Genomic DNA, 18,689 nt, shown 5'->3' with positions numbered 1-18,689 from the left:
GCAGGTGTCGAACTGGCGCAGGTGTCGAACTGGCGCGGGTGCCGGGACGAGAGCGAAACCGCGCGCCGTCCGTCGCGCCGGTCACGTGGTGGTCGGGTTCGGCTCATGTCCGGCGAGCAGGTCGGGATCGAACCGCTGGGCGGCGAGCAGATGGTCGCGGGACGCTTCGGCGATCGCCTTGATCTTGGTGAGGTCATGGCCGACGAGCCGGCCTCGCCATTTGCGGACCTCACCCGCGACGAGCACCGTGTCGACGTTGGCGCGGTTGGCGAAGGTCACGAGCGCGGCCGGCGTGCCGGCGGCTGCGAAGGTGTTGAGGTCGGTGGTGCGGACCAGCACGATGTCGGCTTGTCTGCCCGGGGTGAGCGACCCGACCGTGTCCTGGAGATGGCAGTTGCGGGCGCCGCCGACAGTGGCGAATTCAAGGGCGTCTTCCGGCTTGATGTGACCCGGTGTGGTGGTCTGCTCGGCGCGGGCGGCCGTGAAAGCACGTGCGCGCTGCTCCAGTAGCAGCACCTGCATTTCGGTGAACATGTCGATGCCATAGCTGATCTCGTTGTCCATGCTCAGGCCGGGGCGGATGCCCCAGGACAGGGCCTTGCCGAGCGGTTCACCGGGAAGGCCCAGGCCGAAGGAGGCATCCGAACGCGGGCAGACGTTGACCTGGGCGCCGGCGTCGGCGATGAGGGCCCAGTCGTCGTTGGAGATGTGAAAGCAGTGGTTGAGGGTGTGCTGGTCGGTCAGCAGCCCGGCCGCGTGCAGTTGCCCGAGATTGGTGACGTGCTCTCCCATCTCGATCGAGACCCGCAAGCCCTGGTCCCGGGCGAACTCCCACACCGGCACGGTGGGCGTCCCCTCGTACAAGCGAATGGTGACACGGTGGCCTTCGTACTCGTCCCGCAGTCGGGTGACGTCGGCGGGCCATTGCTGTCCATCGTCACCGCTCATGGGAGCGCCCGAGGCGTGCACCGCCCGGATACCGGAATCGATGAGAGCTTCCACCGCCGCGTTCGAATGGTCCGGGGTCCGGGCATTGTGCGAGTTGTCGAGAATGGTCGTCACACCGGCGTCGAGACACTGCAGCGCGGTGAGAAGATTCCCGGCGTACATGTCGTGGGGACGGTAGCGCGGGCCCATCTTCCCTTGGGTGAGCCCCATGTAGGTTTCAAGGTCGACCGCCGGCGCCAGACCGCGCAGCTGACCTTCCCAGGCGTGCAGGTGAGAATCCACCAGGCCGGGCAGCACGATCATGCCGGTGGCGTCGACGACGATCGCGTCGTCACCAGCGGCGCTCAGGTCGGCGCCGACGTCCGCGATCGTGTTCCCGCGCACCAGCACGTCGCCGGCAAGGTTCCCGATGGCCGGATCCATGGTCACCACCGTGCCGCCGGTCAGCAGCACCCGGCGATCCCGGTCTCGGCTCGCCCGGGTGAGCAACTCCAACGCACGCGAGTCGCCGGCCTCATCACGCCGGACGCCGCAGCCGGGCGCAGGCGCGGCGCGTCCGCCGGGGCCGGGCGGCACCGCGAAACGTGACACCTCATCCGAAACCATCAACACCTACCCACCAGTAGTACTGAACGTTTCGTACTCAGGCTAAGGTGTTCCCATGACGCAGGCAAGCCATCCGTCACCACGGCGACCACGTAGCCAGCGGTCCTTCGACGCGGTGCTGACCACGGCCGCGCAACTGCTCGCCGAACGCGGCCTGGCAGCCCTGACGATGGACGAGGTCGCCCGCCGAGCCGTGGTCAGCAAGGCCACCATCTACCGGTGGTGGCCGTCCAAGGGCGCCCTGGCCCTGGAAGTGCTCCTCCGCGCGGACACCCCGGACACCGCCCCGCCCGACACCGGCGACGTCCACACCGACTTGGCCACGCACCTGCGGCTGGTCCTCGCGCGGTTTCGCGATAGCGACGACGGGCGCGCCATCGCCGACCTCACCGCCGAAGCCCAACGCGACCCCAGCGTCTCCGCGGCCCTGCGCGATCGCTGGCTGGCCACCCGCCGCGCCGCCGGCAAGCAACGACTCCGCACGGCCCAACGAGCCGGGCAGCTACGCGACGACATCGACCTCGATGCCCTCCTCGACACCCTCTACGGGCCCATCTACTTCCGGCTGCTCTCCGGACACGCACCGCTCACCGACGAACTGGCCGACCAACTCACCGACATAGCCCTGACCGGAGCAACACCCCGCGAACACAAGCGAAGTCGCCCCCAATAACAAGAATGGTCCGCGAAAGCCGGACGATCAGGTCGCCGCGTGAACGGGCGCCGGACCTGGCGAAGATCGACTTCAGGCGGCCCTGCACGACTACGACGACACGTCCTCGAACAGGGACGAAGGCTGTTCGACACCCTCCCCGCCGAGCACATCGAACTCGACCCGGTCCGGATCAGCGGGATGGCACATGGTGGATTGCGGGGGGCACGTCCGGCCCTGGCAGCCCGGACGTCCGAGATGCTCGCTACCGTTCCCGCATGATCACACGTCCGACCCAGAACTGGCGGCGGCTCGGCACCCTTTCCGACTCGTTCCTGGAGCGGGTCGACCGAGCGCTGCTCGCTTTCGAAGCCGAGCTGACGACCCTGGACGTCACCTCTGACCAGGCCATCATGGCCACGGTCGAACACGTTGTCGTCGCGCTGAACCAGATCGACGGCACCGACGACCACAGTTTCGACACCATCGACCGTGAAGAACTCTGCGAATACATCGACCACGCGCTCACTCGGGCCGGGATCGACGTCGAGGCGCTGGCAAGCCGACAAGGCATCGCCCCGGCCGCACTCACAGACCAATGGCGAGACTGGTGAATGATCGTTTCGTACGGTCACAGCCGCGATCGGGCGGCCCGACCCGCGATCCGGCTTCGACCAGGCCGTCAGACGCTCAGGGGGACGGGATGGATTTCGTCCGCGCGGTGACCGGCGCGCTCGTGGATACGCTGTACGGCGGCGGCGTCGGGAGCCTCCGACAGGCAGTAAACCGTGCCGGACTCCGGGTCGGCCCACGCCTGCTCGAAGACGACACCTTCTTCGTCTTGGATGGCGAGGTCGGCCGCGTGGGCCTGCCTGAGCTGGTCGGCGGATATCCCTGTCATACCGTGGTGAACGTCCATGAACTTGGACATTGTTGTCCCTCCCCCGGCTGGAACACCCGGCTCGAAGCCGGGTTCACGATCAAGGCGGGACCCCGTGCTCTTGAAACCGATCGCCGCTTCCACTGTATCGCCGCCGTCTTTCTGAGCGTCAAGCCGCGGCCGTGGCCACTGCCTTCCTCCCATTGCCCTGACTGCTCTCAGGACCGGATAGCCGCGTCGGTCCGTCCACACAACCCGGAGCACCTCCTCCGCGCCCTCGGCGCGCCCTCCCCGTCTCCCCCGTGTCGGTGGCGTGGCAGCGCCATGCGAGTAGGGGCCGGGGGCCTTGCTGAAGAAACGACTGCCTGTCCGTGCTCAAGGCACGGACAGGCAGTCCCTTGATGAGAAGGCCAGGCCCCGTCCAGGCGCCCACCTTCCCCTCACAGGCGGGCGCTCCTCGCGGATGGTTGGGCGAGGACTTCCCGGCAGACCGGCTCAGCCGCTGGTTTCGGCACCGCTGCCGTAGGCCGCCTTGAAGGTGAGGGGCCCGAAGTCACCGTCGACTCCGATCTTCTTCTTTCGCTGGAAGTCCCGCACGGCCTTGACGGTGTCGGGCCCGTAATTGCCGTCCACCTTGAGGCCGGGACGCGGAAGCAGGACCTTCAGCGCGTACTGCCTGGTGGCTGCGCTTGTCGTTCACCTTCAGGACGCCGAAGTCGTCCCTGATCTTGACCCAGGTCCCGGCGTCGATGACGCCGGTGCCGGGCAGGTCCTTCGCACGCTGGTAGCGCTTGACCGCCTCGGCGAAGTCCTGCGTGTACTCGTCCCCGCCGGGCGCCCCGGGCGCGCAACCGTTGAAGAAGCGGAACTGGGTCAGGAAGCAGCGCACCGCCGCGACCCGGTAGCCGCGGTCGCCGACCTTCAGGTCCACCCAGGGCTGCGCCTCGATGGCCCGCGCGACCGCCGGATCCGTCGGACCATCCGCATGGGCGGTGCCTGGTGCGCCGACCGCGGCGCCAACGGCCATCGCGGCGGCCGCAAGGCCCAGCGCCAGAGTGTTCTGTGGCTTGGGACCCGTTCCCGCTGGGACCAACTCTCCCGTCCCGGAAACCGGCCGTACATGACACAAGGCGAACAGTGATTAACCCTGAGTGACCTACCTGCGTGCGTCTTCCCGGTAGTCGCGGGGCGACATGCCATAGGCGCGGCGGAACGCCCGGGAGAAATCCGAGGCGTGCGCAAAACCCCACCGCGCGGCCAGAGCCTGCACTGGTGTAGCGCGCTGGGCCAGGTCGGCGAGGTCACGGCGGGCGCACTCCAGCCGCTGGGTCCGGATCCAGCCCCGCGACCGTACGGCCGTCACGGCGGAACAGCCGATGCAGGTAACCCACCGAGATGTGATGCGCGGCCGCGATCGTCCCCGGTGTCAAGTCACGGCACCGAGGTGGGCGAGCACGAACGCCTGGATCCGCAGGATCAGTGCTCGGCTGTGGGTCTCGTCCGGCAGCAGGTGACCGGCGTCCAGTTCATGGGCGAGCATCGCAGCCAGCAGGTCACACAGCACCTCCCCCCAGGCGCGGGGCATCAGCGGGCCCGAAGGCGCCGGGTTCGCGGACGATACGCGTGACCACGTCGGTGAGCACCCCGCCGATGCCGCTGTCACCCGGCAGCGGACCGGTCAGCAACGGGGCCACGGTGGCCTCGTCCAGCCCCAGCACGGACTTGGGGAAAGCCAGCCCGATCGCGGTCGGACGGCGATGATCCTGGCCACCGACCACAACGAGTGCGGGCGGCAGGAATCCTGCACGATCCACTGCCCCACGGTCGCCTCCACCTGGCGGCCACACTGCTCGGCACCGATGCGGCCACGCCCGCACAACTCCAGCGAGTAGACGCCATCGTCGGCCTGCCGGATCATCCGTGGAGTACGGATGGCATGGATCGAGGGGACGCTGGTGTGCGCCACCGTGGCGGCGCCGAGCCGTGCCATGCGCAACGTGAAACCGTAGTCGGCGGCGTGCTCGGAACGCACCTGGTACGGGCACGGCATCCCACCCACCAGGTCGCACCAGGCATCGAACCGATCCCGAGTCTCATAGTCCTCACCGCGCAACACCGTCGTGATCACGGGCATCCTTCCCGCGCCTCCGCACCGACGAACGGCCGCTCCGCCCGCAGCCACCCGGCCCACGCCCCACCCCACCAACCAGAAGCACGGTCACGGGCTCGACCCCTACTCCCGGCAAGCGGAACAACAGCCTGCACCACGACGGAATAATGCCCACCCCCGCCACACCGATGCCGGTCCTCCAAACAGACCACGATCCGGCGGGCCCGGCTCGTCCGTCATCGGTGAGCTTGAGCGCAGCAACGCGTGCGGCAGGCCACGTCCGCCGAGCCAGTCGCGCTCCACAGAGGAAGGACGTAAATCGGGAGTATTCCGGGAGCGCAACGGGAAAGCCGCCGGCCAGATGTGCTCTGGCCGGCGGCATCGTGGGTGGTGGACCTAATCGCGTCCTAGCGAACACGAGAGTGAGGGCGGAGCCCTCACAGCGGGGGCTCGGGGGTCGCCCCCGAAAGGCAAAACGGAACGACGTGGCGAAGGTCCGCGAAGCGGGCCGAGCACACGTCTTTCAGAGTGGAGGTGGCGGGAATCGAACCCGCGTCCTTCCAGACTGCGCGATCGGTCACTGTGGACTGTCGTTGGCAGTCGTGGCCTGACCAGTACCGGAGCCCGATTCCGTGGCGGGTTGCCGTTGGCTGTCATCGGCGATTCTCGGTCATATTGCGGGCGTAAAGTGGGCGTGTCGATCGCGGCCGCTTCACCCTGTCTTCGGCGGTCGGCCGCCCTTGCGCGCGCGACGTTCGGCGAGTTCTTTCTCGGCCTGCTCCAGCAGGGCCAGCTCGGCGGCGCTGCCGTGCTCGCGGATCACCTGCCGCATGTGCTCGACGAGGTCCTCGGACCGGGTCCGGCCGAATACCCGCTGACACACGCTGTCGTACGCCTCCCAGAGGGGATCAGAGACGCGCAGCTTCCGTATGGGGGTGTGGTCCGGATCGGGCGTCATCGCAAGGCGTCCTCTCGTGTGGCTACAAGGAATCTTGGCACAGCTCTTGTGTGGCCACAAGGTTCCCATATACGCTGTGGCCACAAGGTTAGAGCGGTACCTGATGGAAAACCCGCCCGAAGTCCCCCCGCGCAGGAAGCGGGCCCGGACGCAGCGATTGCCCCGCTGGCCGGGCCCTTGATCGGACAAGGAGGTCCGACCCATGAACAACCCTACTGACGCCACCGGGCCGCTGGAGGCGGCCGGGGCGACTGCGCCGGGGACATGGCCCGACGGCGAGCCCGACCTCGTCCGCGAGGCCGAGGAGTTCGACCGAAAGCTAATCCGAATCGTCACGCGCATCGAACGGGAGTACGGCCCGCTCGCCTCGCGGACGATGTTCCGCGTCCTGAACGCCGTGCTGGACGAGCCGCCGACGCTCACCGAGGACGAGGGCACGGACCTGCTACGCCTCGTCGGAGCGGGCGACTGGGAGGCGGCCGCGGCCCGGCTGGACGAGAGGTGAGCGCCGAGCCTGTGGCGTCCCTGGCCGAGCGGCTGGGGGTCGCCGAGGGCCGCATCGAGCGGCTGGAGCGGATCCTGACGGACGTGCTGGAGGCGGCCATACGGGAGCGCCGCCCCGAGCCCGGCCGCCCGCACCTCCACCTCATCCGGCCGAACGACAAGTAGCCCACCCGCACAAGAGCGGCCCCCGCCGCGGCGACTGCAACGCCCGGCGGGGGCCTTGACCGGACCCCGGGAGGTCCAGCCCATGCAGAACCGTATCGAGTCCAGCGACCCGTGCCCGGCCTGGTGTGCGGGCATTCACCCCGTCGGCGGGGTGCACCGCGTCGAGGTCGGCTCGGTCACAGTCGACGGCAAGGGCGTCCGCGTCGTCGTCCTCCAGACGCCCAGCCACACGCCGTCCGTGGTCATCTCCGGCGCGGTGTACGTCGCGGTCCACGAGGAGGACCACGAGGACATGGCCGAGTTGCTGACGATGTGCGGCCAGCCCGCGCTCGCCGACCTCGTCCGTCGTGCCGCCCAGATCATGAACGACGAGGTCCTGAAGGACGACTCCGCTGGAGGCGCTCGATGAGCCCCCGCGACCGTGATGCGTGGAACACCGTCCTCACCGTCCTCATCGGCATCAGTGCAGCCCTGATCGCCATCGGGTTCTACTACGCGCTCACGACCGAGGTCACCGTGAATCTCCTGTGGCCGCTCGGCTCCACCGGCGGCATGACCTGGTTCGGGTACCGGCACCTCGTCCACCGCCACCAGGACCGGCTCCGCGCGCTCGACGACGCGCAGGACCGCCTGGCCCGTGAAGCCCTCACCGGCTGGCGCGGTGCCGTGGCCGACGTGATCGCGTCGTGCCGCCCCGGGCAGCGCATCGGCGACGCCGAACGCGACGTGTTCGTCGCCGCGCTCCACACCCACTACGCCGCCGGGCGCCTGGACGCCGCCGAGCTGGACGAGCGGCTGTCCGCCGCCCTCGCGGCCAAGACGATCGAGGACCTGACCCACGTTGTGCGGGACCTGCCGAGCGAGGGGGCGGGCCGGTGACCGCGCAGCCGACAGGGCGCGGCGCCCGGCTCATGGGTGGCTTCACGCTCGGTGCGCTCGCCGCGATCACGGCGGTGATCTCCTACCAGCACGGCCTGGAGGTGGTCCGCGCGACGGGCACCCGCGGGTTCGTGGCCTACCTGGTCCCGGTCGTGGCCGACCTCATGATCTTCGCCTCGTCGCTGGCGCTGCTGGACGCCGCGCAGCGCGGGCAGCCGAGGCCGCCGCTGGCCGTCGTATCGCTGGCGTTCGGGATCTGCTCGACGGTGGCCATGAACGTGGCATCGGGATGGCATCACGGGTACGGGGGTGCGCTGGTCAGCGCGCTGGCACCGGTGGCCTTGGTGCTGTCCTACGAGACCCTCATGGGAATGGTGCGCCGCGGTCACCAGATCGTCGAGGACCGGCCTGCCGAGGCCACAGGCGAGCAGCCGCTGGCGTGCCCGCACGGGGTGGCCGAGGGCGTCGAGGACGCGGCCCTGGTCGCGTTCCTGCATGCTCGCGACTGCCTCGGCGCCGAGCCGTCCCGCAGGCAGGTGGCCGACGCGTTCGGCATCAACCGCAACCGCCTCGGCGCGCTGGTCCGCGACCACGACGAACCGCCCGCCGACGAGGTCGAGCCCGTGACGGAACACGGGACGAAAAGCGGGACGGAAATGCAGGACGAGGCGGCCGCCACGTGACGCAGCCTCCCCGCCTGTACGCCGTCCCCGGCGACGAGGGCGTCCCTCTGGTGAAGGACGTCGGCGCGGTCGAGGTCGAGCACATCGAGGCCGTCCCCGTCGACCAGCCCACCGGCGCCGGGGACGGGTGGATCGCCGACCGCCGCGGCCGCCTCGGCGACGCCCCGCGGATCCTGCCGGTGTGGCTGCGCGACCGGGCGCAGCTCGCCGACAACGCCGCGTTCGTCGTCCGCTGGTACAGCCGCGAATGGGCCTACTACGGGGTTCGCACACCGGTCTACCTCGGCCGCCTGTGGGGAAGTTCCCCACGCGGCGCCGTCCGGCTGTCCCGCAAGTGGTGGCAGTGGGTCACCGACGCCGAGGCGCGCCCCGCCGAGGCCAAGGCGGCGGCGGCCGACCCGGACACCTGGATGAAGTTCGTGACCATCCAGACCCGCCGCACCGGGCCACGCCGCCGCACGTCCCTCGTGATCGTGGTGCCGGTCGTCCTGCTCGTCACGCTCGCCGCGATCCTGCTGCCGGGGTGGGCGCTGACGGCCGCCGGCGCGGCCGCGCTGTCCGCGCTCGGCTGGGCGGGCCGTGACCCGGACCGGCCGATCGTCCACTGGTATGTCGCCGTGCAGCTGCAGCGCCGCCTGGACTCCGGCGAGGTCGAGGAGGCGCTCGAAGCGATCGGTGTGAAGGGCCGGGTCGACTTCATCAATCCGATCTGCGTGGACGGCCCCGGGTGGCGCGCTGAGCTCGACCTCCCCCGCGGTGTCACCGTGAACAAGGTGCTCGACAAGCGCGAGGACCTCGCCGCCGCGATGCGCCGCCCGATCTCCACCGTGTGGCCGGAGGGCGACCGGGCCGCGCACCCGGGCCGCCTGGTCCTGTGGGTCGCCCGGGAGGACCCCGCCAAGGCGCCGCGGAAGATCTGGCCGCTGATGCACGAAGGGCAGGCGGACGTGTTCGGGGCGCTGCCGTTCGGGTTCGACCCGCGCGGCAACCTCGTCACGATCACCCTGATGTACTCCAACCTGCTGGTCGGCGGCATCCCCGGATCCGGGAAGACGTCGTGCGCGCTGGCCATCGTCCTCGGCGTCGCGCTCGACCCCACGGCGGAACTGCACGTCTTCGAGCTGAAGGGCTCGGGCGATCTCGACTCCGTCCGCCCGGTGTGCCACCGCTACGTCAGCGGCGACGACGACGAGGACCTGCAGGCCGCCCTCGACGGCCTGCGCGCCGGGATCGTCGAGCAGAAGCGCCGCGCCGAGTTCATCAAGGGCCTGCCCGCCGCCGAGACGGCCGAGGGGCGGCGCGTCACGCGTGCCCTGGTCGAGCGGTACCCGGAGCAGAACCTCGGCCCCCGCGTCATCGTGATCGACGAGGCGCAAGAGCTGTTCACCCACGCCGACTACAAGGACGAGGCCGCCGAGCTGTGCACGCGACTGATCAAGAAGGGCCGCGCGTACGGCGTCATCCTCATCCTGCTCACGCAGAACCCGGACGCCCCGTCGCTGCCGTCGTCGGTGTCGTCCAGCGTCGGGACGCGGCTGTGCCTGGCCGTGATGGACTGGCGCGCGAACAACAACGTGCTCGGCACCGGCGCGAACGAACGCGGCCTGCGCGCCATGGACATCTCGGCGAGCGAGCAGGGCACCGGCATCCTCGTCCGCGGCCGCGACGGGCTCACGGTGCGGGCGGCGTTCATCAAGCAGACCGAAGCCGAGCAGATCGGGCAACGGGCCCTCGCGCTACGCATCGCAGCCGGGACCCTCACCGGCGAGGCCGCCGGCGAGAAGGTCGCCGACGCCGAGCAGACCGACCTGATCGACCATCTGCGCGCGGTGTGGCCGGACGGACACGACGCCGTCCACTCCGCGCGGCTCGTCGAGGCTCTCGCCACCTACAAGCCGGACCTGTACGGCGGGTGGCTCCCCGCCCTGGACGGGCTCGACGAGGACGAGCAGCGCGAGGCCCGAACATCCGCCTCGACGATGCTCGCGAACGCGCTGAAGCCGTACGGGGTGGCCACCCAGCAGATCAACCGGCGCGGCGCGGGCGGCTCGGCGAAGGGGGTGCGGCTGGAGGACCTGCCAGAGCGGTGAGAGTTTCGTTACGAACCCCCGTCTGGGCGGCGTCTGTAACGAAACTCGGGAGCGGTGACGGTTTCGGGATGGGTGTTCCGCAGGGGACTCGTGGGGCCAGTTTCGAGGGTCTGCGGGCACCCCCGAAACCGTTAACCACGCAGGTCACCCCGATACCAGGGGTGAAACCGGTTTCGAGTTGGATGAACCACTCGCACCCTACCGAAAGCTTCCCGCATCACTTCAGGTATGCTTTCCAGCATCACTCACAGCATCACAGAGCAGAGGTGATCCGACGCCATGGGCGGACAGAGCAGGTCATGGAAGCGGGACGGCATCCGTGCGGCGACTCAGCGGAGCAGGGACGGTCGAGCTTGTGCCCGTTGTCTCCGCGAGGTTCCCGCACAGGACTCGGACGAGTTCCTCGAATGGGAGGCCCTCGGCGACGGGACGCAGGTCGTCTGCCCTGACTGCCTCAAGCCGCAAGAGCAGCAGGCGATCGACGAGGACGCGATGGCCATGGCGGCGAAGGTGCGGGAGAACCGTCTGCGCCGGATGGCCGAACGCCAGGGGTATCGGCTCCGCAAGTCCCGCCGCCGCGATGTGCGGGCGGTGGATTACGGCTTGTACTGGATCGTCGACCCGAGCAACAACACATTCGCCACAGGGCACGACACCGGCATGGACCTGGACGACGTCGAGCAGTGGCTCATCAGGTCTTGAGACAGAACTGGCGCCCGACCTCGCGTGGAGGACGGGCGGGGACTGTCAGGTCTCGGCCGCCGCCAGTAGTAGCGCGGCCATGCTCGTACCGCTGACGATCCTCCCGGTCTCCACCAACTCACGAACGTCGGCGAGAGGCACCCATTCGAGGCGCTCGGCCTCCCAGTCCTCTGCCGGTGGGCCGACGTGGGTGGCACCGTCCGCCCAGAAGATGTAGTGGCGGCTGTCGCTGATGCCCGGGGTGGGGTGCACGATGGTGAGCGGACGCATCGGGCCGGGCCTCCACCCGGTTTCCTCCTCCACCTCGCGCGCGGCGGCCGCCTCGGGTGCCTCCCCGTCCCGGATTCCGCCGATCGGGATCTCGTAGCCCCACGCGTCGGTGATGAACCGGTGCCGCCACTCCAGTAGGACCCGCTGCTCCGAGTCGACCACGACCGCACCGGCGCCAGCCTCCGACCGGATGACACGGTGGTCCAGGTGCCGACCACCGGTGATCTCGACGTCGGCGAGGCGGATGTCGAGCCAGGGGTCGGTGTAGAGCGGCTTCTCGGAATGGACCTTCCAGCGCACGGGGTGGGCTCCCTTGATCGGTGGGCGCAGGCTCGCCCGTCACGCTACTGGTCGCGGTGCACCTGAAGCTCAGCGCGTTCGCGAAAGGCTCGCACGTCTCCGGTGTCGTAGGGGGCGAGGGCGCGGACGAGGCCGGTGACGCGATCATGTATGCGCCCCGACTCCATGCCCGCAGTGTGGTCCAGCATCTGCTGGCCGGTCGCCGCGGCGTTCTCGACGTTCCCGCGGTCCCCCTGGACCTGCGCCAAGGTCGCGAGCCGGTGTGCCTGGCCGCGCAGGTGCGTCCCGTTTGACGCCCGGACGGCCTGCTCGGCGTAGGTCTCGGCTGCGGTCAGATCACCGAGGCGACGGAGCACCTCGGCATGCTGGGTCTCCACCAAGCCAGGCTGCACGTACCCGGTCTCCGGCGGCTCGTTCTCCGGCCGGATCTGGATGCCCTCGGCCTGCGTCATGTGCCGGTGGCTGCCGCGAGTGTCGCCGATCCACGCGTGCGCCTTGGCCTGCAACGTGTGCAGATCCACCACAAGGGCCGGGGACAGGTGCCCGTCGGCACCCCGCAGCGCCGTCTGCGCGTACTGCAGCACGCGCCGGTAGTCCCCGCGGTACATCGCCTGATTCGCCAGCAACGCCAGGCAGTAACCACCGAATCCGCGATGACCGCTGGCCTTGGCCATACGCAGCGCATGCAGCAGGTACCGCTGAGCGAGGGCCTGGCGGTCGGCGTCGTATGCGGAGACGCCGGCCAGCGCCACGAGCCCGCCGGTCGCGCGAAGCAGCTCCCGCCCGGTGTTGTCGTCGTACCCGCCGCGGACCAACGGCCCGACCTGGTTGTTGAGGTAGGCGACGATGCGGGGCCGCACCGGAATGCCCCCGACCCGGCGATACATCTGCTCATACCGGTCCCGAGCCGCACGGACCCGGGCAACGTCGCCAGCGCCGACCGCGAGCGGGCCGCGATGGGAAACGTCGATGTCGTCCGGCGGGTTCTCCCACGCGAACACCGGCGCCACCGCCGCGCTGCCTGCGAGCATCCGGGTTTGCTCGACGGCCTCGCGTTGCTTGTGGTCTCCGCGCCACAGGGCGGCGGCCTGGTCGATCGCCGTCCGCAGCGGCGTATCCGATAGATCGCCGCGGTGGGCGTGGTCCATCCCGATGTCGGCGAGCGTGAGCGTCCGGCCAAGAGTCCCGCTCAGGACGCGGCAAATCCGTTCCGGCGCGTCGCCCCGGGGGATGGCGTTGTCGCGGATCCAGCGCCGCACCGAGGCATGGTCGTACCGGGTCGCGTGGCCTTGGTTGAGTCGGCTCGCGAGCCCGGCGTAAGACATCCCGGCCTCGTCGATCAGGGCGTCGAGCAGCAGATTCGCCTCGGCCACGACGCGCCTCCTTGCTGGTGGTTACCGGCAGTGTAGGAGCGTTGCGTCCGGTAGCAGCCTGCATTGCGGGCACTTTTTTCACACCCCGTGTGAACCCTTCGCCACGACCCGTCCCTGGTCACACCTCCCGGCGGTTGCGGCTTCGAGCTTGGCTGAATGCCACCTCGTCACCGTAGGGAGCGCATCCGATGACCCACCTGTCTGATCCGCCAGAACCCGCCGAATGGGAGATCTGGACTTCTGCTCAGGAGGGCGTCACGACCTGGTGGGCCACCCGCAAACGCCTTCTCACCGAATCGGAGATCCGGGAGGGCCTGGTCCACACCCTCCGCGCCGAGACCGAAGCCGGACTCAGCGCGCTTTTGGTGGCGCAGTCCCCTGTCACCCCCGCGACTAAGACCGGAGCGACGACGTGACCCCGCCCGACACCTCCGCATTGCTCGCCCGACTCCGCGCCGACTTTCCCGAGTGGGTGTGCCGGTACGAGCCGCTGTTCGAGCTGCGCTGGGAGGCGCACCGGCGGCCCTACCGGTACTCGCCCAGCGGGTGTTTCGCCTGGATCCGCGCCGAGTCGGCGGAACGGCTTCGCGAGATGCTCACCGCGGCCGGGGAGATCGAGGCCGCGCGGAAGCGAGCCGACGCCCCAGTGGACGGCGGGGGGTGCGTGCGGTGAGCGCGTCGGAGTACGTGCGGGACCTCCGCACCCCGGAGCAGATCCGTGCCGCCGCGGCCGCCGAGATGCAGCGCCGCTTCGGCGTCCTGACCTGGTTCGGTGCCTTCACCGGTCTGTACTGGGCGATGGTCAGCAAGCAGCAACTCGTTGCGGCCACGACCCCGCAGGCGCTCGGCGAGCGGATCGAGTCCGCGCGGCGGCGGCGATGAGACTCCCGCGGCCCTGGGGCAACGCGGCGGCCAGGGCTGCGGGCGGGGCGGCGTGCCCGGGTGAACCCCGAGGCTCGGGCGCGCCACCCCTTCTAGACACGTGCCGGTCGTGGATGTGCTGTCCCCAAACAGGTCACGTCGCGGCTGGCACGCCCAGACGCCGCGGCCCCGGGCTAGGAACGCGCGGGAGCCCGGGGCCGCGGCCCATCCCCCCTTCGCGAGAGGAGATCCATGGGTGCCATGTGCACGAACGCCGGACCCGACGGCCGCGGGTGCGGCATGTGCCTCGCCTGCCGCCCGCCCAAGCCGTCCAAGTAGCCGGAGGACCGATGTTGAATCTCGACGACTGGGGACCGGTGGAGCAGCTGGTCGCGACCATCCGCCGCCGCGCCCCGCAGCTCGCCGCCTCGATCGTGCCCGACGAGGAGACCGGCCTGCGCCATGTCCGCGTCACCTACCGGCATGACGGGCCGCTGGAGGCGAGGTGGCATAGCGCGTGCTACCACTACCGGCGCGGGGACGGCCTGTGGAAGGCGCTGCCCGCCGACGCCGAGGAAGCTGCGAACGCGCTCGCCGAGGAGCTCGGCGCGGGGACCAGCACCACGGATGAGCCGCCGGGAACTGCGTGACCGGGACGGCGAGGACTACCCGGTCAGGGGCTTCGCCGTCCTGCAAGAGAGTGGGCGTCTGGACGCGGCCCGACCACAAGGGGGGCGGGCTCGTCGACCGGACGTTCATCAGGGGGTGGCCGGACCCTAGCGCGGGGCACCCGGCCGCCCCCGCCCCGCATTGAACGGGTAGCCGGGACGGCTGGCCGGTTCGCGCCACCGGTGAACGGACACGCCGTAGGTGCGCGTCACACGTGCACTTCCCCAGCCCTGGAGCCATCCATGCGCCTATCTCGCCTGCTCGCCGCGACTGCCGCTGCCGCGCTCATCACCGGATGTTCCGGCGCCCAAACGCCGAACTCCGCGCCCACCGTCCCGGGTGAAGCGCCCACCACAGCGGCTAGCCCGACGGCATCTCGGGCAGCAGAGGCCGCCGCACGGCCTGGGAAGGCGCAGACCCACACCGTGCAGGGATACACGATCGCCGTGACCGCGTATCGGTACCGGCAGCCTCTCGCCAGCCAGGACGAACCGAGCCGGCCCGGATACGAATTCGCAGGCTTGGACGCCGGCGTGTGCCTCAAGAAGACCCCCGACGGTGCCCCGGCCGGGATATCGATCGATCCGTGGTCGCTCGCGTACGCCGACGACACGAGGGTCGAGCCCGCGACCACGGTGGCCGAGTCGTTCTCGGTGCCGCTGTATCCGCAGCTCGACAAGTCGGTCGGAGTCGGGGACTGCGTGCGCGGGTGGGTCGTCTTCGAGGTAGCGAAGGGGAAGCGGCCAGTCCGGACCACGTACACGCCGACGAACACGGACACGCCGGCGCGGTCACTGCAGTGGGTGATCGGCTAGGGGCACTAGAACGCCCTCGTCCCTCCGCGAGAAGGGGCGAGGGCGTTCGCATGGCGACGGGCTTCCCCTCCCGCCTGCCAGGCCGGGCTACTGCCGTGGGGCTAGCGGCTTGTACTCGGGGGTCTTGGACGTCAGGCCGAGCGCGAGCAGGAACCGGCCGGCCTGCGGGTAGTGCGTCTCGACCCAGTGGGACGCAACGCCGTACAGCAGCGTCGCGGCCGGGGTGACGATCGCGTACACGGCGGCCTCGTCCAAGTCCAGCCCGAGCCGGGCGGCCTGGCCGACGACGACGCCGACCAGCAGGGGGACGAGGGTTCGGATCAGATAGGCGTACATGGTCACACCTTCTTCAAGGTCAGCTTGCCCTGATGGCGGGCGACGGCGGCATGCAGCTGGGCGTACGCCCAGCTGTCCACCTGGTCGCCGTAGCCCTTACCGGCCGACGAGCCCACGGACTTGCGCACCAGCCGCAGCGCCTCGGCGGTCTTCGGCCCGTACTCGCCGTCCGTCTCGCCGAGCGCGTTGCCCTGGCCGGCGTTGCGGATCATCTCCTGGAGGGCCTTGACGGCCTGCCCGGAGTCGCCCTTCTTCAGTCCGATCAAGGGATCCTCCTCGCTCGCGGGCTCGCCACTCAGCGAGCCGGAATAGGCCGGGCGTCCGTACCCGGCGATGACGCTGGCGCTCCGGACGCGGCGCAGGCACGCGTCCGAGGTGTTGGCCTCGATGGTTTGCACCCGTCCGCCGCCGAGCGCGACCTCGACGATGCCGACGTGGTCGATCGCCCCGACGCTGTTGGTCGCGCCCCAGTCGAAGAACACGATGTCTCCAGGCTCCGCGCGGTCGACCTCGGCCGTGGTGCCGGTGTGCCAGCGTCCCGCCTTCTGGAAGTCCTGGGCGTGCCAGACCGTGTAGGCGCGATCCCCGCCCGGCAGGACCGCGGCGGCATTGCCGGACGCCCGCGCCCAGTAGGTGATCGCCATGTCGCACCACGCGGCATCCAGGAAGACGTTGCCGTGCCGGTTGGCGTAGTCCTTGGTGATGTAGTTCGGCCGGCCGCGCACGCCCAGGGACCGGCGGGCTTCGGCCAACATCGCGGCCGCGGAGCCCATCAGTGCACCCCCTTGTAGACGCCGTACTGATCGGGCTCGCCGTACAACTCCTTGAGCACCTGCTCCTCGTCGCCCTCCGTCGGGCGGTGCGCGTCCGGGTGGACGTCCACGTCCACCATCCGCTCCTCGTTCTCCGTCATCGCCTCTCTCGCTCTCCGTTGCGTCGCAGACCCGGCCGGATCTGCAGCCGGAACACCATCCACAGCCGCCACGCCAGGGAGGCCGGCACGCCCGTGAACGCCACCAGCCGGACGATCTCCCACCAGCGGCCATGCGCAGCGGCCGTCAGCGCGCCCACCGTCCACAGCGTCAGGACCAGCGCCAGCACGGCCGTGAACGTCATCAGGTGGCGGCCGGCCTCCGACTCCCACCACCGCGCCGACAGGTGGTACAGCGCGCACACCGCCCACGCCAGCACCGCGCTGACGACCACGAGCGCGGTACCGATCGCCTGAATCACCGGCCCTCCCCGAAGGCCCTGTCGAACGCCTCGGCCAGGTGGTTCACCTTGCGGATCTCCCGTATCCGATGGGTCAGGTGCTCGAACTCGTGGCGGCGCTCACGCGCGTGCTCGCGCTGCCGCTTGCTGATCTCCAGCGCCTCGTCGGCTGCCGACCGCCGGTCGCCATTGGCGCGACGCCGCCACGGGACCCTCACCGCGCCGGACCCTTCGCCGCCAGCGCCTCCACCAGCTGCTGCGTGAACCGCAGCGCCTCGGTGTTGGCCTCCAACTGGCCCCGGAACTCGGCGATAGTGGCCTGCTGTACGGTCCACGCTTCCCTCCAGGTATCGCGTTCGGCCTGCACGTCCTTCAGGTACTGGCGGGGCACCAGGTCGCCCCGGATGATGGAACGGATCGTCAGACCCACCACCGCCACCAGCAGCAGCGCGACGCCTCCCGCGATGAGCGTTGGCCACGGCGTCGCGGCCAGCGCAGCCGTCACTACCTCACGTCCTCTCTGGCCTCGGGTTAGGAGGTCGCGCTCCAGCGGCGCACGACCATCTGGCCGTACGCGTCCACCGTCAATGAGTCGCCCGCCTCCCACGCCGTGGAGTGCGCGTCGACCATCAGGTTGATCACCATGCGGTGATCCACCGGCCAGTTCGCAGGGACCTGATAGGCGCGCGTCAGCGTCAGCGGCATGTGGTGCCGCGACGCGGGGACGTTGTCGCCTGACGGAGTGCCGATCTGGGGCCAGGGCGTCACGTGCGGCCACGGCACCCCGTCGTCGACGTCGTACCACTGGAGCCGCCACCCGACGCCGATCGTGTACCCGCAGTCGTTGGTGACGCGGGCCTCGGCGGTGATGTCGAGGAAGTCTCCGGCGGCGACCGGGACCACGACGCGCATCACCCGGACAGGCGTGTTCGCTGACAGGTCGACCGGGATCGCGCCGGTGACCACGCCGTCGTCGGCGATGACCGCGGTCGGCGCCTGTCCGGGGGTTGTTTGAACGGTGCTCATCGGGTCCCCTTACGCGACTTCGTACATGCCGAAGACGTAGATGATGTCTCCGGTCGCCCAGGTGAACGGGCCGGTCGGGTCGACGTTGTTGAGCCGGACGAGGCTGCCCGCGACGCCGAAGTACTGCAGGTTGACGTGGCCCAGGTCCGACACCTGGCAGTGCCCGGGGTAGTAGACGCCGGCGCTGGCGTCGAAGTACTGCGTGTGGACGCGGTGGTCGGTGGTCAGGGACGGCGTCCCGGCGGCCGACGGCAGCGACAGCCGGTACCCGCCCGACCCGTAGCTGGACGTCGAGCCGGTGGTGAGCCGCGCGTACACCTGCACGCTTTTGCCCCACTGCTTGTACCGGCCGACGACCGCCCCGTTCCCCAGGGAGGGGTTGGAGGACACCGCCGTCCACGCCGGTGTGTAGGTCGCCGCATCCCCGAGGTAGGCGCCGATGACCCAGGCGGCGCCGGTGTAGACGGTGAGGGCGTCGACGTCGCGCAGGTAGGCGACCATGCCCTCCTCGGGGGAGGTGACCGCGGCGGCCCGCGCGGCCGCCGAGGCGAACGACATGACCGACTGCTTCATCAGGTAGTTGTCGACGTCGGCGGAGCCGAGCACCTCCCCGACCGCGAAGTCCTTAAAGCCCGAACCCATCAGATCCT

General features: G+C 70.0%; 31 protein-coding genes and 1 pseudogene. 14 read left to right on the top strand and 18 right to left on the bottom strand.

Annotated features, from left to right (window positions below; all coding sequences use genetic code 11):
- Nucleotides 1-81: 81 nt before the first annotated feature.
- Nucleotides 82-1,554, bottom strand: coding sequence for an amidohydrolase family protein (locus tag ACH34T_RS30275; protein WP_396024341.1), 1,473 nt, complete (start codon nucleotides 1,552-1,554; stop codon nucleotides 82-84).
- 55 nt (nucleotides 1,555-1,609) lie between these two features.
- On the opposite strand from ACH34T_RS30275, the gene ACH34T_RS30270 reads away from it, so the two are divergent.
- Complete coding sequence (locus ACH34T_RS30270) at nucleotides 1,610-2,227, top strand: TetR/AcrR family transcriptional regulator (RefSeq protein WP_396024340.1); 618 nt, start codon at nucleotides 1,610-1,612, stop codon at nucleotides 2,225-2,227.
- Between the two features lie 257 nt (nucleotides 2,228-2,484).
- The gene (locus ACH34T_RS30265) at nucleotides 2,485-2,820 is read left to right on the top strand and encodes a hypothetical protein (protein WP_396024339.1); all 336 of its coding nucleotides are present in this window, start codon (nucleotides 2,485-2,487) and stop codon (nucleotides 2,818-2,820) included.
- Between the two features lie 68 nt (nucleotides 2,821-2,888).
- On the opposite strand, the gene ACH34T_RS30260 is transcribed toward ACH34T_RS30265, so the two are convergent.
- The 7 genes and pseudogenes from ACH34T_RS30260 to ACH34T_RS30230 all read right to left on the bottom strand — a co-directional run bounded on the left by ACH34T_RS30260 (nucleotide 2,889) and on the right by ACH34T_RS30230 (nucleotide 6,154).
- Nucleotides 2,889-3,137, bottom strand: a complete 249-nt coding sequence (locus ACH34T_RS30260) for an SCO4226 family nickel-binding protein (protein ID WP_396024338.1) — start codon at nucleotides 3,135-3,137, stop codon at nucleotides 2,889-2,891.
- Nucleotides 3,138-3,581: 444 nt separating this feature from the next.
- Nucleotides 3,582-3,719: a peptidoglycan-binding protein gene (locus ACH34T_RS30255; RefSeq protein WP_396024337.1), complete on the bottom strand. Its 138-nt coding sequence runs from the start codon at nucleotides 3,717-3,719 to the stop codon at nucleotides 3,582-3,584.
- A gap of 106 nt (nucleotides 3,720-3,825) precedes the next feature.
- A pseudogene (locus tag ACH34T_RS30250) lies at nucleotides 3,826-4,113 on the bottom strand (peptidoglycan-binding protein); the annotation flags it as partial.
- Nucleotides 4,114-4,242: 129 nt separating this feature from the next.
- A complete protein-coding gene (locus ACH34T_RS30245) occupies nucleotides 4,243-4,449 on the bottom strand; it encodes a helix-turn-helix domain-containing protein (protein WP_396024336.1) in 207 nt (68 codons plus the stop codon).
- 63 nt (nucleotides 4,450-4,512) lie between these two features.
- Nucleotides 4,513-4,650 carry a hypothetical protein gene (locus ACH34T_RS30240; protein WP_396024335.1) on the bottom strand — a complete coding sequence of 46 codons (138 nt, stop codon included), beginning with the start codon at nucleotides 4,648-4,650 and terminating at the stop codon, nucleotides 4,513-4,515.
- Between the two features lie 114 nt (nucleotides 4,651-4,764).
- Entirely contained in the window at nucleotides 4,765-5,214 is a 450-nt protein-coding gene (locus ACH34T_RS30235; protein ID WP_396024334.1) for a hypothetical protein, read from the bottom strand.
- A 694-nt stretch (nucleotides 5,215-5,908) separates the two neighbouring features.
- Nucleotides 5,909-6,154 carry a hypothetical protein gene (locus tag ACH34T_RS30230; RefSeq protein WP_396024333.1) on the bottom strand — a complete coding sequence of 82 codons (246 nt, stop codon included), beginning with the start codon at nucleotides 6,152-6,154 and terminating at the stop codon, nucleotides 5,909-5,911.
- A gap of 202 nt (nucleotides 6,155-6,356) precedes the next feature.
- Here ACH34T_RS30230 and ACH34T_RS30225 point away from each other — a divergent pair, with 202 nt between their 5' ends.
- The 7 genes from ACH34T_RS30225 to ACH34T_RS30195 all read left to right on the top strand — a co-directional run bounded on the left by ACH34T_RS30225 (nucleotide 6,357) and on the right by ACH34T_RS30195 (nucleotide 11,177).
- Nucleotides 6,357-6,659 (top strand): hypothetical protein, encoded by a 303-nt coding sequence (locus tag ACH34T_RS30225; RefSeq protein WP_396024332.1) that lies wholly within the window; start codon nucleotides 6,357-6,359, stop codon nucleotides 6,657-6,659.
- On the top strand, nucleotides 6,656-6,823 hold the full coding sequence (locus ACH34T_RS30220; protein WP_396024331.1) for a hypothetical protein: 168 nt from the start codon (nucleotides 6,656-6,658) through the stop codon (nucleotides 6,821-6,823). The genes ACH34T_RS30225 and ACH34T_RS30220 overlap by 4 nt, the downstream gene beginning before the upstream one ends.
- A gap of 82 nt (nucleotides 6,824-6,905) precedes the next feature.
- Nucleotides 6,906-7,232, top strand: coding sequence for a hypothetical protein (locus ACH34T_RS30215; protein WP_396024330.1), 327 nt, complete (start codon nucleotides 6,906-6,908; stop codon nucleotides 7,230-7,232).
- On the top strand, nucleotides 7,229-7,702 hold the full coding sequence (locus ACH34T_RS30210; RefSeq protein WP_396024329.1) for a DUF1707 domain-containing protein: 474 nt from the start codon (nucleotides 7,229-7,231) through the stop codon (nucleotides 7,700-7,702). Before ACH34T_RS30215 ends, ACH34T_RS30210 begins: the two co-directional genes overlap by 4 nt.
- Nucleotides 7,699-8,385, top strand: coding sequence for a DUF2637 domain-containing protein (locus ACH34T_RS30205; protein WP_396024328.1), 687 nt, complete (start codon nucleotides 7,699-7,701; stop codon nucleotides 8,383-8,385). The genes ACH34T_RS30210 and ACH34T_RS30205 overlap by 4 nt, the downstream gene beginning before the upstream one ends.
- Nucleotides 8,382-10,475 (top strand): AAA family ATPase, encoded by a 2,094-nt coding sequence (locus ACH34T_RS30200; RefSeq protein ID WP_396024327.1) that lies wholly within the window; start codon nucleotides 8,382-8,384, stop codon nucleotides 10,473-10,475. The genes ACH34T_RS30205 and ACH34T_RS30200 overlap by 4 nt, the downstream gene beginning before the upstream one ends.
- 279 nt (nucleotides 10,476-10,754) lie before the next feature.
- Nucleotides 10,755-11,177: a hypothetical protein gene (locus ACH34T_RS30195; protein ID WP_396024326.1), complete on the top strand. Its 423-nt coding sequence runs from the start codon at nucleotides 10,755-10,757 to the stop codon at nucleotides 11,175-11,177.
- 45 nt (nucleotides 11,178-11,222) lie between these two features.
- On the opposite strand, the gene ACH34T_RS30190 is transcribed toward ACH34T_RS30195, so the two are convergent.
- Both ACH34T_RS30190 and ACH34T_RS30185 read right to left on the bottom strand, forming a co-directional pair.
- The gene (locus tag ACH34T_RS30190; protein ID WP_396024325.1) at nucleotides 11,223-11,747 is read right to left on the bottom strand and encodes an NUDIX domain-containing protein; all 525 of its coding nucleotides are present in this window, start codon (nucleotides 11,745-11,747) and stop codon (nucleotides 11,223-11,225) included.
- A gap of 44 nt (nucleotides 11,748-11,791) precedes the next feature.
- On the bottom strand, nucleotides 11,792-13,120 hold the full coding sequence (locus ACH34T_RS30185; protein WP_396024324.1) for a transcriptional regulator: 1,329 nt from the start codon (nucleotides 13,118-13,120) through the stop codon (nucleotides 11,792-11,794).
- Nucleotides 13,121-13,308: 188 nt separating this feature from the next.
- On the opposite strand from ACH34T_RS30185, the gene ACH34T_RS30180 reads away from it, so the two are divergent.
- The 5 genes from ACH34T_RS30180 to ACH34T_RS30160 all read left to right on the top strand — a co-directional run bounded on the left by ACH34T_RS30180 (nucleotide 13,309) and on the right by ACH34T_RS30160 (nucleotide 15,465).
- Entirely contained in the window at nucleotides 13,309-13,536 is a 228-nt protein-coding gene (locus ACH34T_RS30180; protein ID WP_396024323.1) for a hypothetical protein, read from the top strand.
- On the top strand, nucleotides 13,533-13,793 hold the full coding sequence (locus ACH34T_RS30175; protein ID WP_396024322.1) for a hypothetical protein: 261 nt from the start codon (nucleotides 13,533-13,535) through the stop codon (nucleotides 13,791-13,793). The genes ACH34T_RS30180 and ACH34T_RS30175 overlap by 4 nt, the downstream gene beginning before the upstream one ends.
- Complete coding sequence (locus ACH34T_RS30170) at nucleotides 13,790-14,002, top strand: hypothetical protein (RefSeq protein ID WP_396024321.1); 213 nt, start codon at nucleotides 13,790-13,792, stop codon at nucleotides 14,000-14,002. Before ACH34T_RS30175 ends, ACH34T_RS30170 begins: the two co-directional genes overlap by 4 nt.
- Before the next feature lie 329 nt (nucleotides 14,003-14,331).
- Nucleotides 14,332-14,631 carry a hypothetical protein gene (locus ACH34T_RS30165; RefSeq protein ID WP_396024320.1) on the top strand — a complete coding sequence of 100 codons (300 nt, stop codon included), beginning with the start codon at nucleotides 14,332-14,334 and terminating at the stop codon, nucleotides 14,629-14,631.
- Between the two features lie 465 nt (nucleotides 14,632-15,096).
- On the top strand, nucleotides 15,097-15,465 hold the full coding sequence (locus ACH34T_RS30160; protein ID WP_396024319.1) for a hypothetical protein: 369 nt from the start codon (nucleotides 15,097-15,099) through the stop codon (nucleotides 15,463-15,465).
- An 87-nt stretch (nucleotides 15,466-15,552) separates the two neighbouring features.
- Here ACH34T_RS30160 and ACH34T_RS30155 read toward each other — a convergent pair whose 3' ends face one another.
- From ACH34T_RS30155 to ACH34T_RS30120, 8 genes are read right to left on the bottom strand one after another with little or no spacing between them, the layout of a single operon-like run.
- A complete protein-coding gene (locus tag ACH34T_RS30155; RefSeq protein WP_396024318.1) occupies nucleotides 15,553-15,801 on the bottom strand; it encodes a hypothetical protein in 249 nt (82 codons plus the stop codon).
- A gap of 2 nt (nucleotides 15,802-15,803) precedes the next feature.
- Nucleotides 15,804-16,574 carry a CHAP domain-containing protein gene (locus ACH34T_RS30150; protein ID WP_396024317.1) on the bottom strand — a complete coding sequence of 257 codons (771 nt, stop codon included), beginning with the start codon at nucleotides 16,572-16,574 and terminating at the stop codon, nucleotides 15,804-15,806.
- On the bottom strand, nucleotides 16,574-16,714 hold the full coding sequence (locus ACH34T_RS30145) for a hypothetical protein (protein ID WP_396024316.1): 141 nt from the start codon (nucleotides 16,712-16,714) through the stop codon (nucleotides 16,574-16,576). Before ACH34T_RS30145 ends, ACH34T_RS30150 begins: the two co-directional genes overlap by 1 nt.
- Complete coding sequence (locus ACH34T_RS30140; RefSeq protein ID WP_396024315.1) at nucleotides 16,711-17,034, bottom strand: hypothetical protein; 324 nt, start codon at nucleotides 17,032-17,034, stop codon at nucleotides 16,711-16,713. Before ACH34T_RS30140 ends, ACH34T_RS30145 begins: the two co-directional genes overlap by 4 nt.
- Complete coding sequence (locus ACH34T_RS30135; RefSeq protein ID WP_396024314.1) at nucleotides 17,031-17,231, bottom strand: hypothetical protein; 201 nt, start codon at nucleotides 17,229-17,231, stop codon at nucleotides 17,031-17,033. Before ACH34T_RS30135 ends, ACH34T_RS30140 begins: the two co-directional genes overlap by 4 nt.
- Nucleotides 17,228-17,518, bottom strand: a complete 291-nt coding sequence (locus tag ACH34T_RS30130) for a hypothetical protein (RefSeq protein ID WP_396024313.1) — start codon at nucleotides 17,516-17,518, stop codon at nucleotides 17,228-17,230. Before ACH34T_RS30130 ends, ACH34T_RS30135 begins: the two co-directional genes overlap by 4 nt.
- 26 nt (nucleotides 17,519-17,544) lie before the next feature.
- Nucleotides 17,545-18,039, bottom strand: coding sequence for a hypothetical protein (locus tag ACH34T_RS30125; RefSeq protein WP_396024312.1), 495 nt, complete (start codon nucleotides 18,037-18,039; stop codon nucleotides 17,545-17,547).
- A gap of 9 nt (nucleotides 18,040-18,048) precedes the next feature.
- Nucleotides 18,049-18,681 (bottom strand): hypothetical protein, encoded by a 633-nt coding sequence (locus tag ACH34T_RS30120; protein ID WP_396024311.1) that lies wholly within the window; start codon nucleotides 18,679-18,681, stop codon nucleotides 18,049-18,051.
- Nucleotides 18,682-18,689 lie beyond the last annotated feature (8 nt).

It is taken from the genome of Actinomadura sp. 9N215 (assembly GCF_044326345.1).
GTDB lineage: Bacteria > Actinomycetota > Actinomycetes > Streptosporangiales > Streptosporangiaceae > Spirillospora.
This window is presented reverse-complemented; position numbering and strand designations above follow the sequence as displayed.

Coding starts and splice junctions, on each gene's coding strand:
- ACH34T_RS30265 (WP_396024339.1), top strand. CDS start 2,485: ATGATCACACGTCCGACCCAGAACTGGCGGCGGCTCGGCACCCTTTCC.
- ACH34T_RS30195 (WP_396024326.1), top strand. CDS start 10,755: ATGGGCGGACAGAGCAGGTCATGGAAGCGGGACGGCATCCGTGCGGCG.
- ACH34T_RS30180 (WP_396024323.1), top strand. CDS start 13,309: ATGACCCACCTGTCTGATCCGCCAGAACCCGCCGAATGGGAGATCTGG.
- ACH34T_RS30215 (WP_396024330.1), top strand. CDS start 6,906: ATGCAGAACCGTATCGAGTCCAGCGACCCGTGCCCGGCCTGGTGTGCG.
- ACH34T_RS30230 (WP_396024333.1), bottom strand. CDS start 6,154: ATGACGCCCGATCCGGACCACACCCCCATACGGAAGCTGCGCGTCTCT.
- ACH34T_RS30155 (WP_396024318.1), bottom strand. CDS start 15,801: ATGTACGCCTATCTGATCCGAACCCTCGTCCCCCTGCTGGTCGGCGTC.
- ACH34T_RS30150 (WP_396024317.1), bottom strand. CDS start 16,574: ATGGGCTCCGCGGCCGCGATGTTGGCCGAAGCCCGCCGGTCCCTGGGC.
- ACH34T_RS30120 (WP_396024311.1), bottom strand. CDS start 18,681: ATGGGTTCGGGCTTTAAGGACTTCGCGGTCGGGGAGGTGCTCGGCTCC.
- ACH34T_RS30165 (WP_396024320.1), top strand. CDS start 14,332: ATGTTGAATCTCGACGACTGGGGACCGGTGGAGCAGCTGGTCGCGACC.
- ACH34T_RS30145 (WP_396024316.1), bottom strand. CDS start 16,714: ATGACGGAGAACGAGGAGCGGATGGTGGACGTGGACGTCCACCCGGAC.
- ACH34T_RS30225 (WP_396024332.1), top strand. CDS start 6,357: ATGAACAACCCTACTGACGCCACCGGGCCGCTGGAGGCGGCCGGGGCG.
- ACH34T_RS30125 (WP_396024312.1), bottom strand. CDS start 18,039: ATGAGCACCGTTCAAACAACCCCCGGACAGGCGCCGACCGCGGTCATC.
- ACH34T_RS30260 (WP_396024338.1), bottom strand. CDS start 3,137: ATGTCCAAGTTCATGGACGTTCACCACGGTATGACAGGGATATCCGCC.
- ACH34T_RS30210 (WP_396024329.1), top strand. CDS start 7,229: ATGAGCCCCCGCGACCGTGATGCGTGGAACACCGTCCTCACCGTCCTC.
- ACH34T_RS30275 (WP_396024341.1), bottom strand. CDS start 1,554: ATGGTTTCGGATGAGGTGTCACGTTTCGCGGTGCCGCCCGGCCCCGGC.
- ACH34T_RS30270 (WP_396024340.1), top strand. CDS start 1,610: ATGACGCAGGCAAGCCATCCGTCACCACGGCGACCACGTAGCCAGCGG.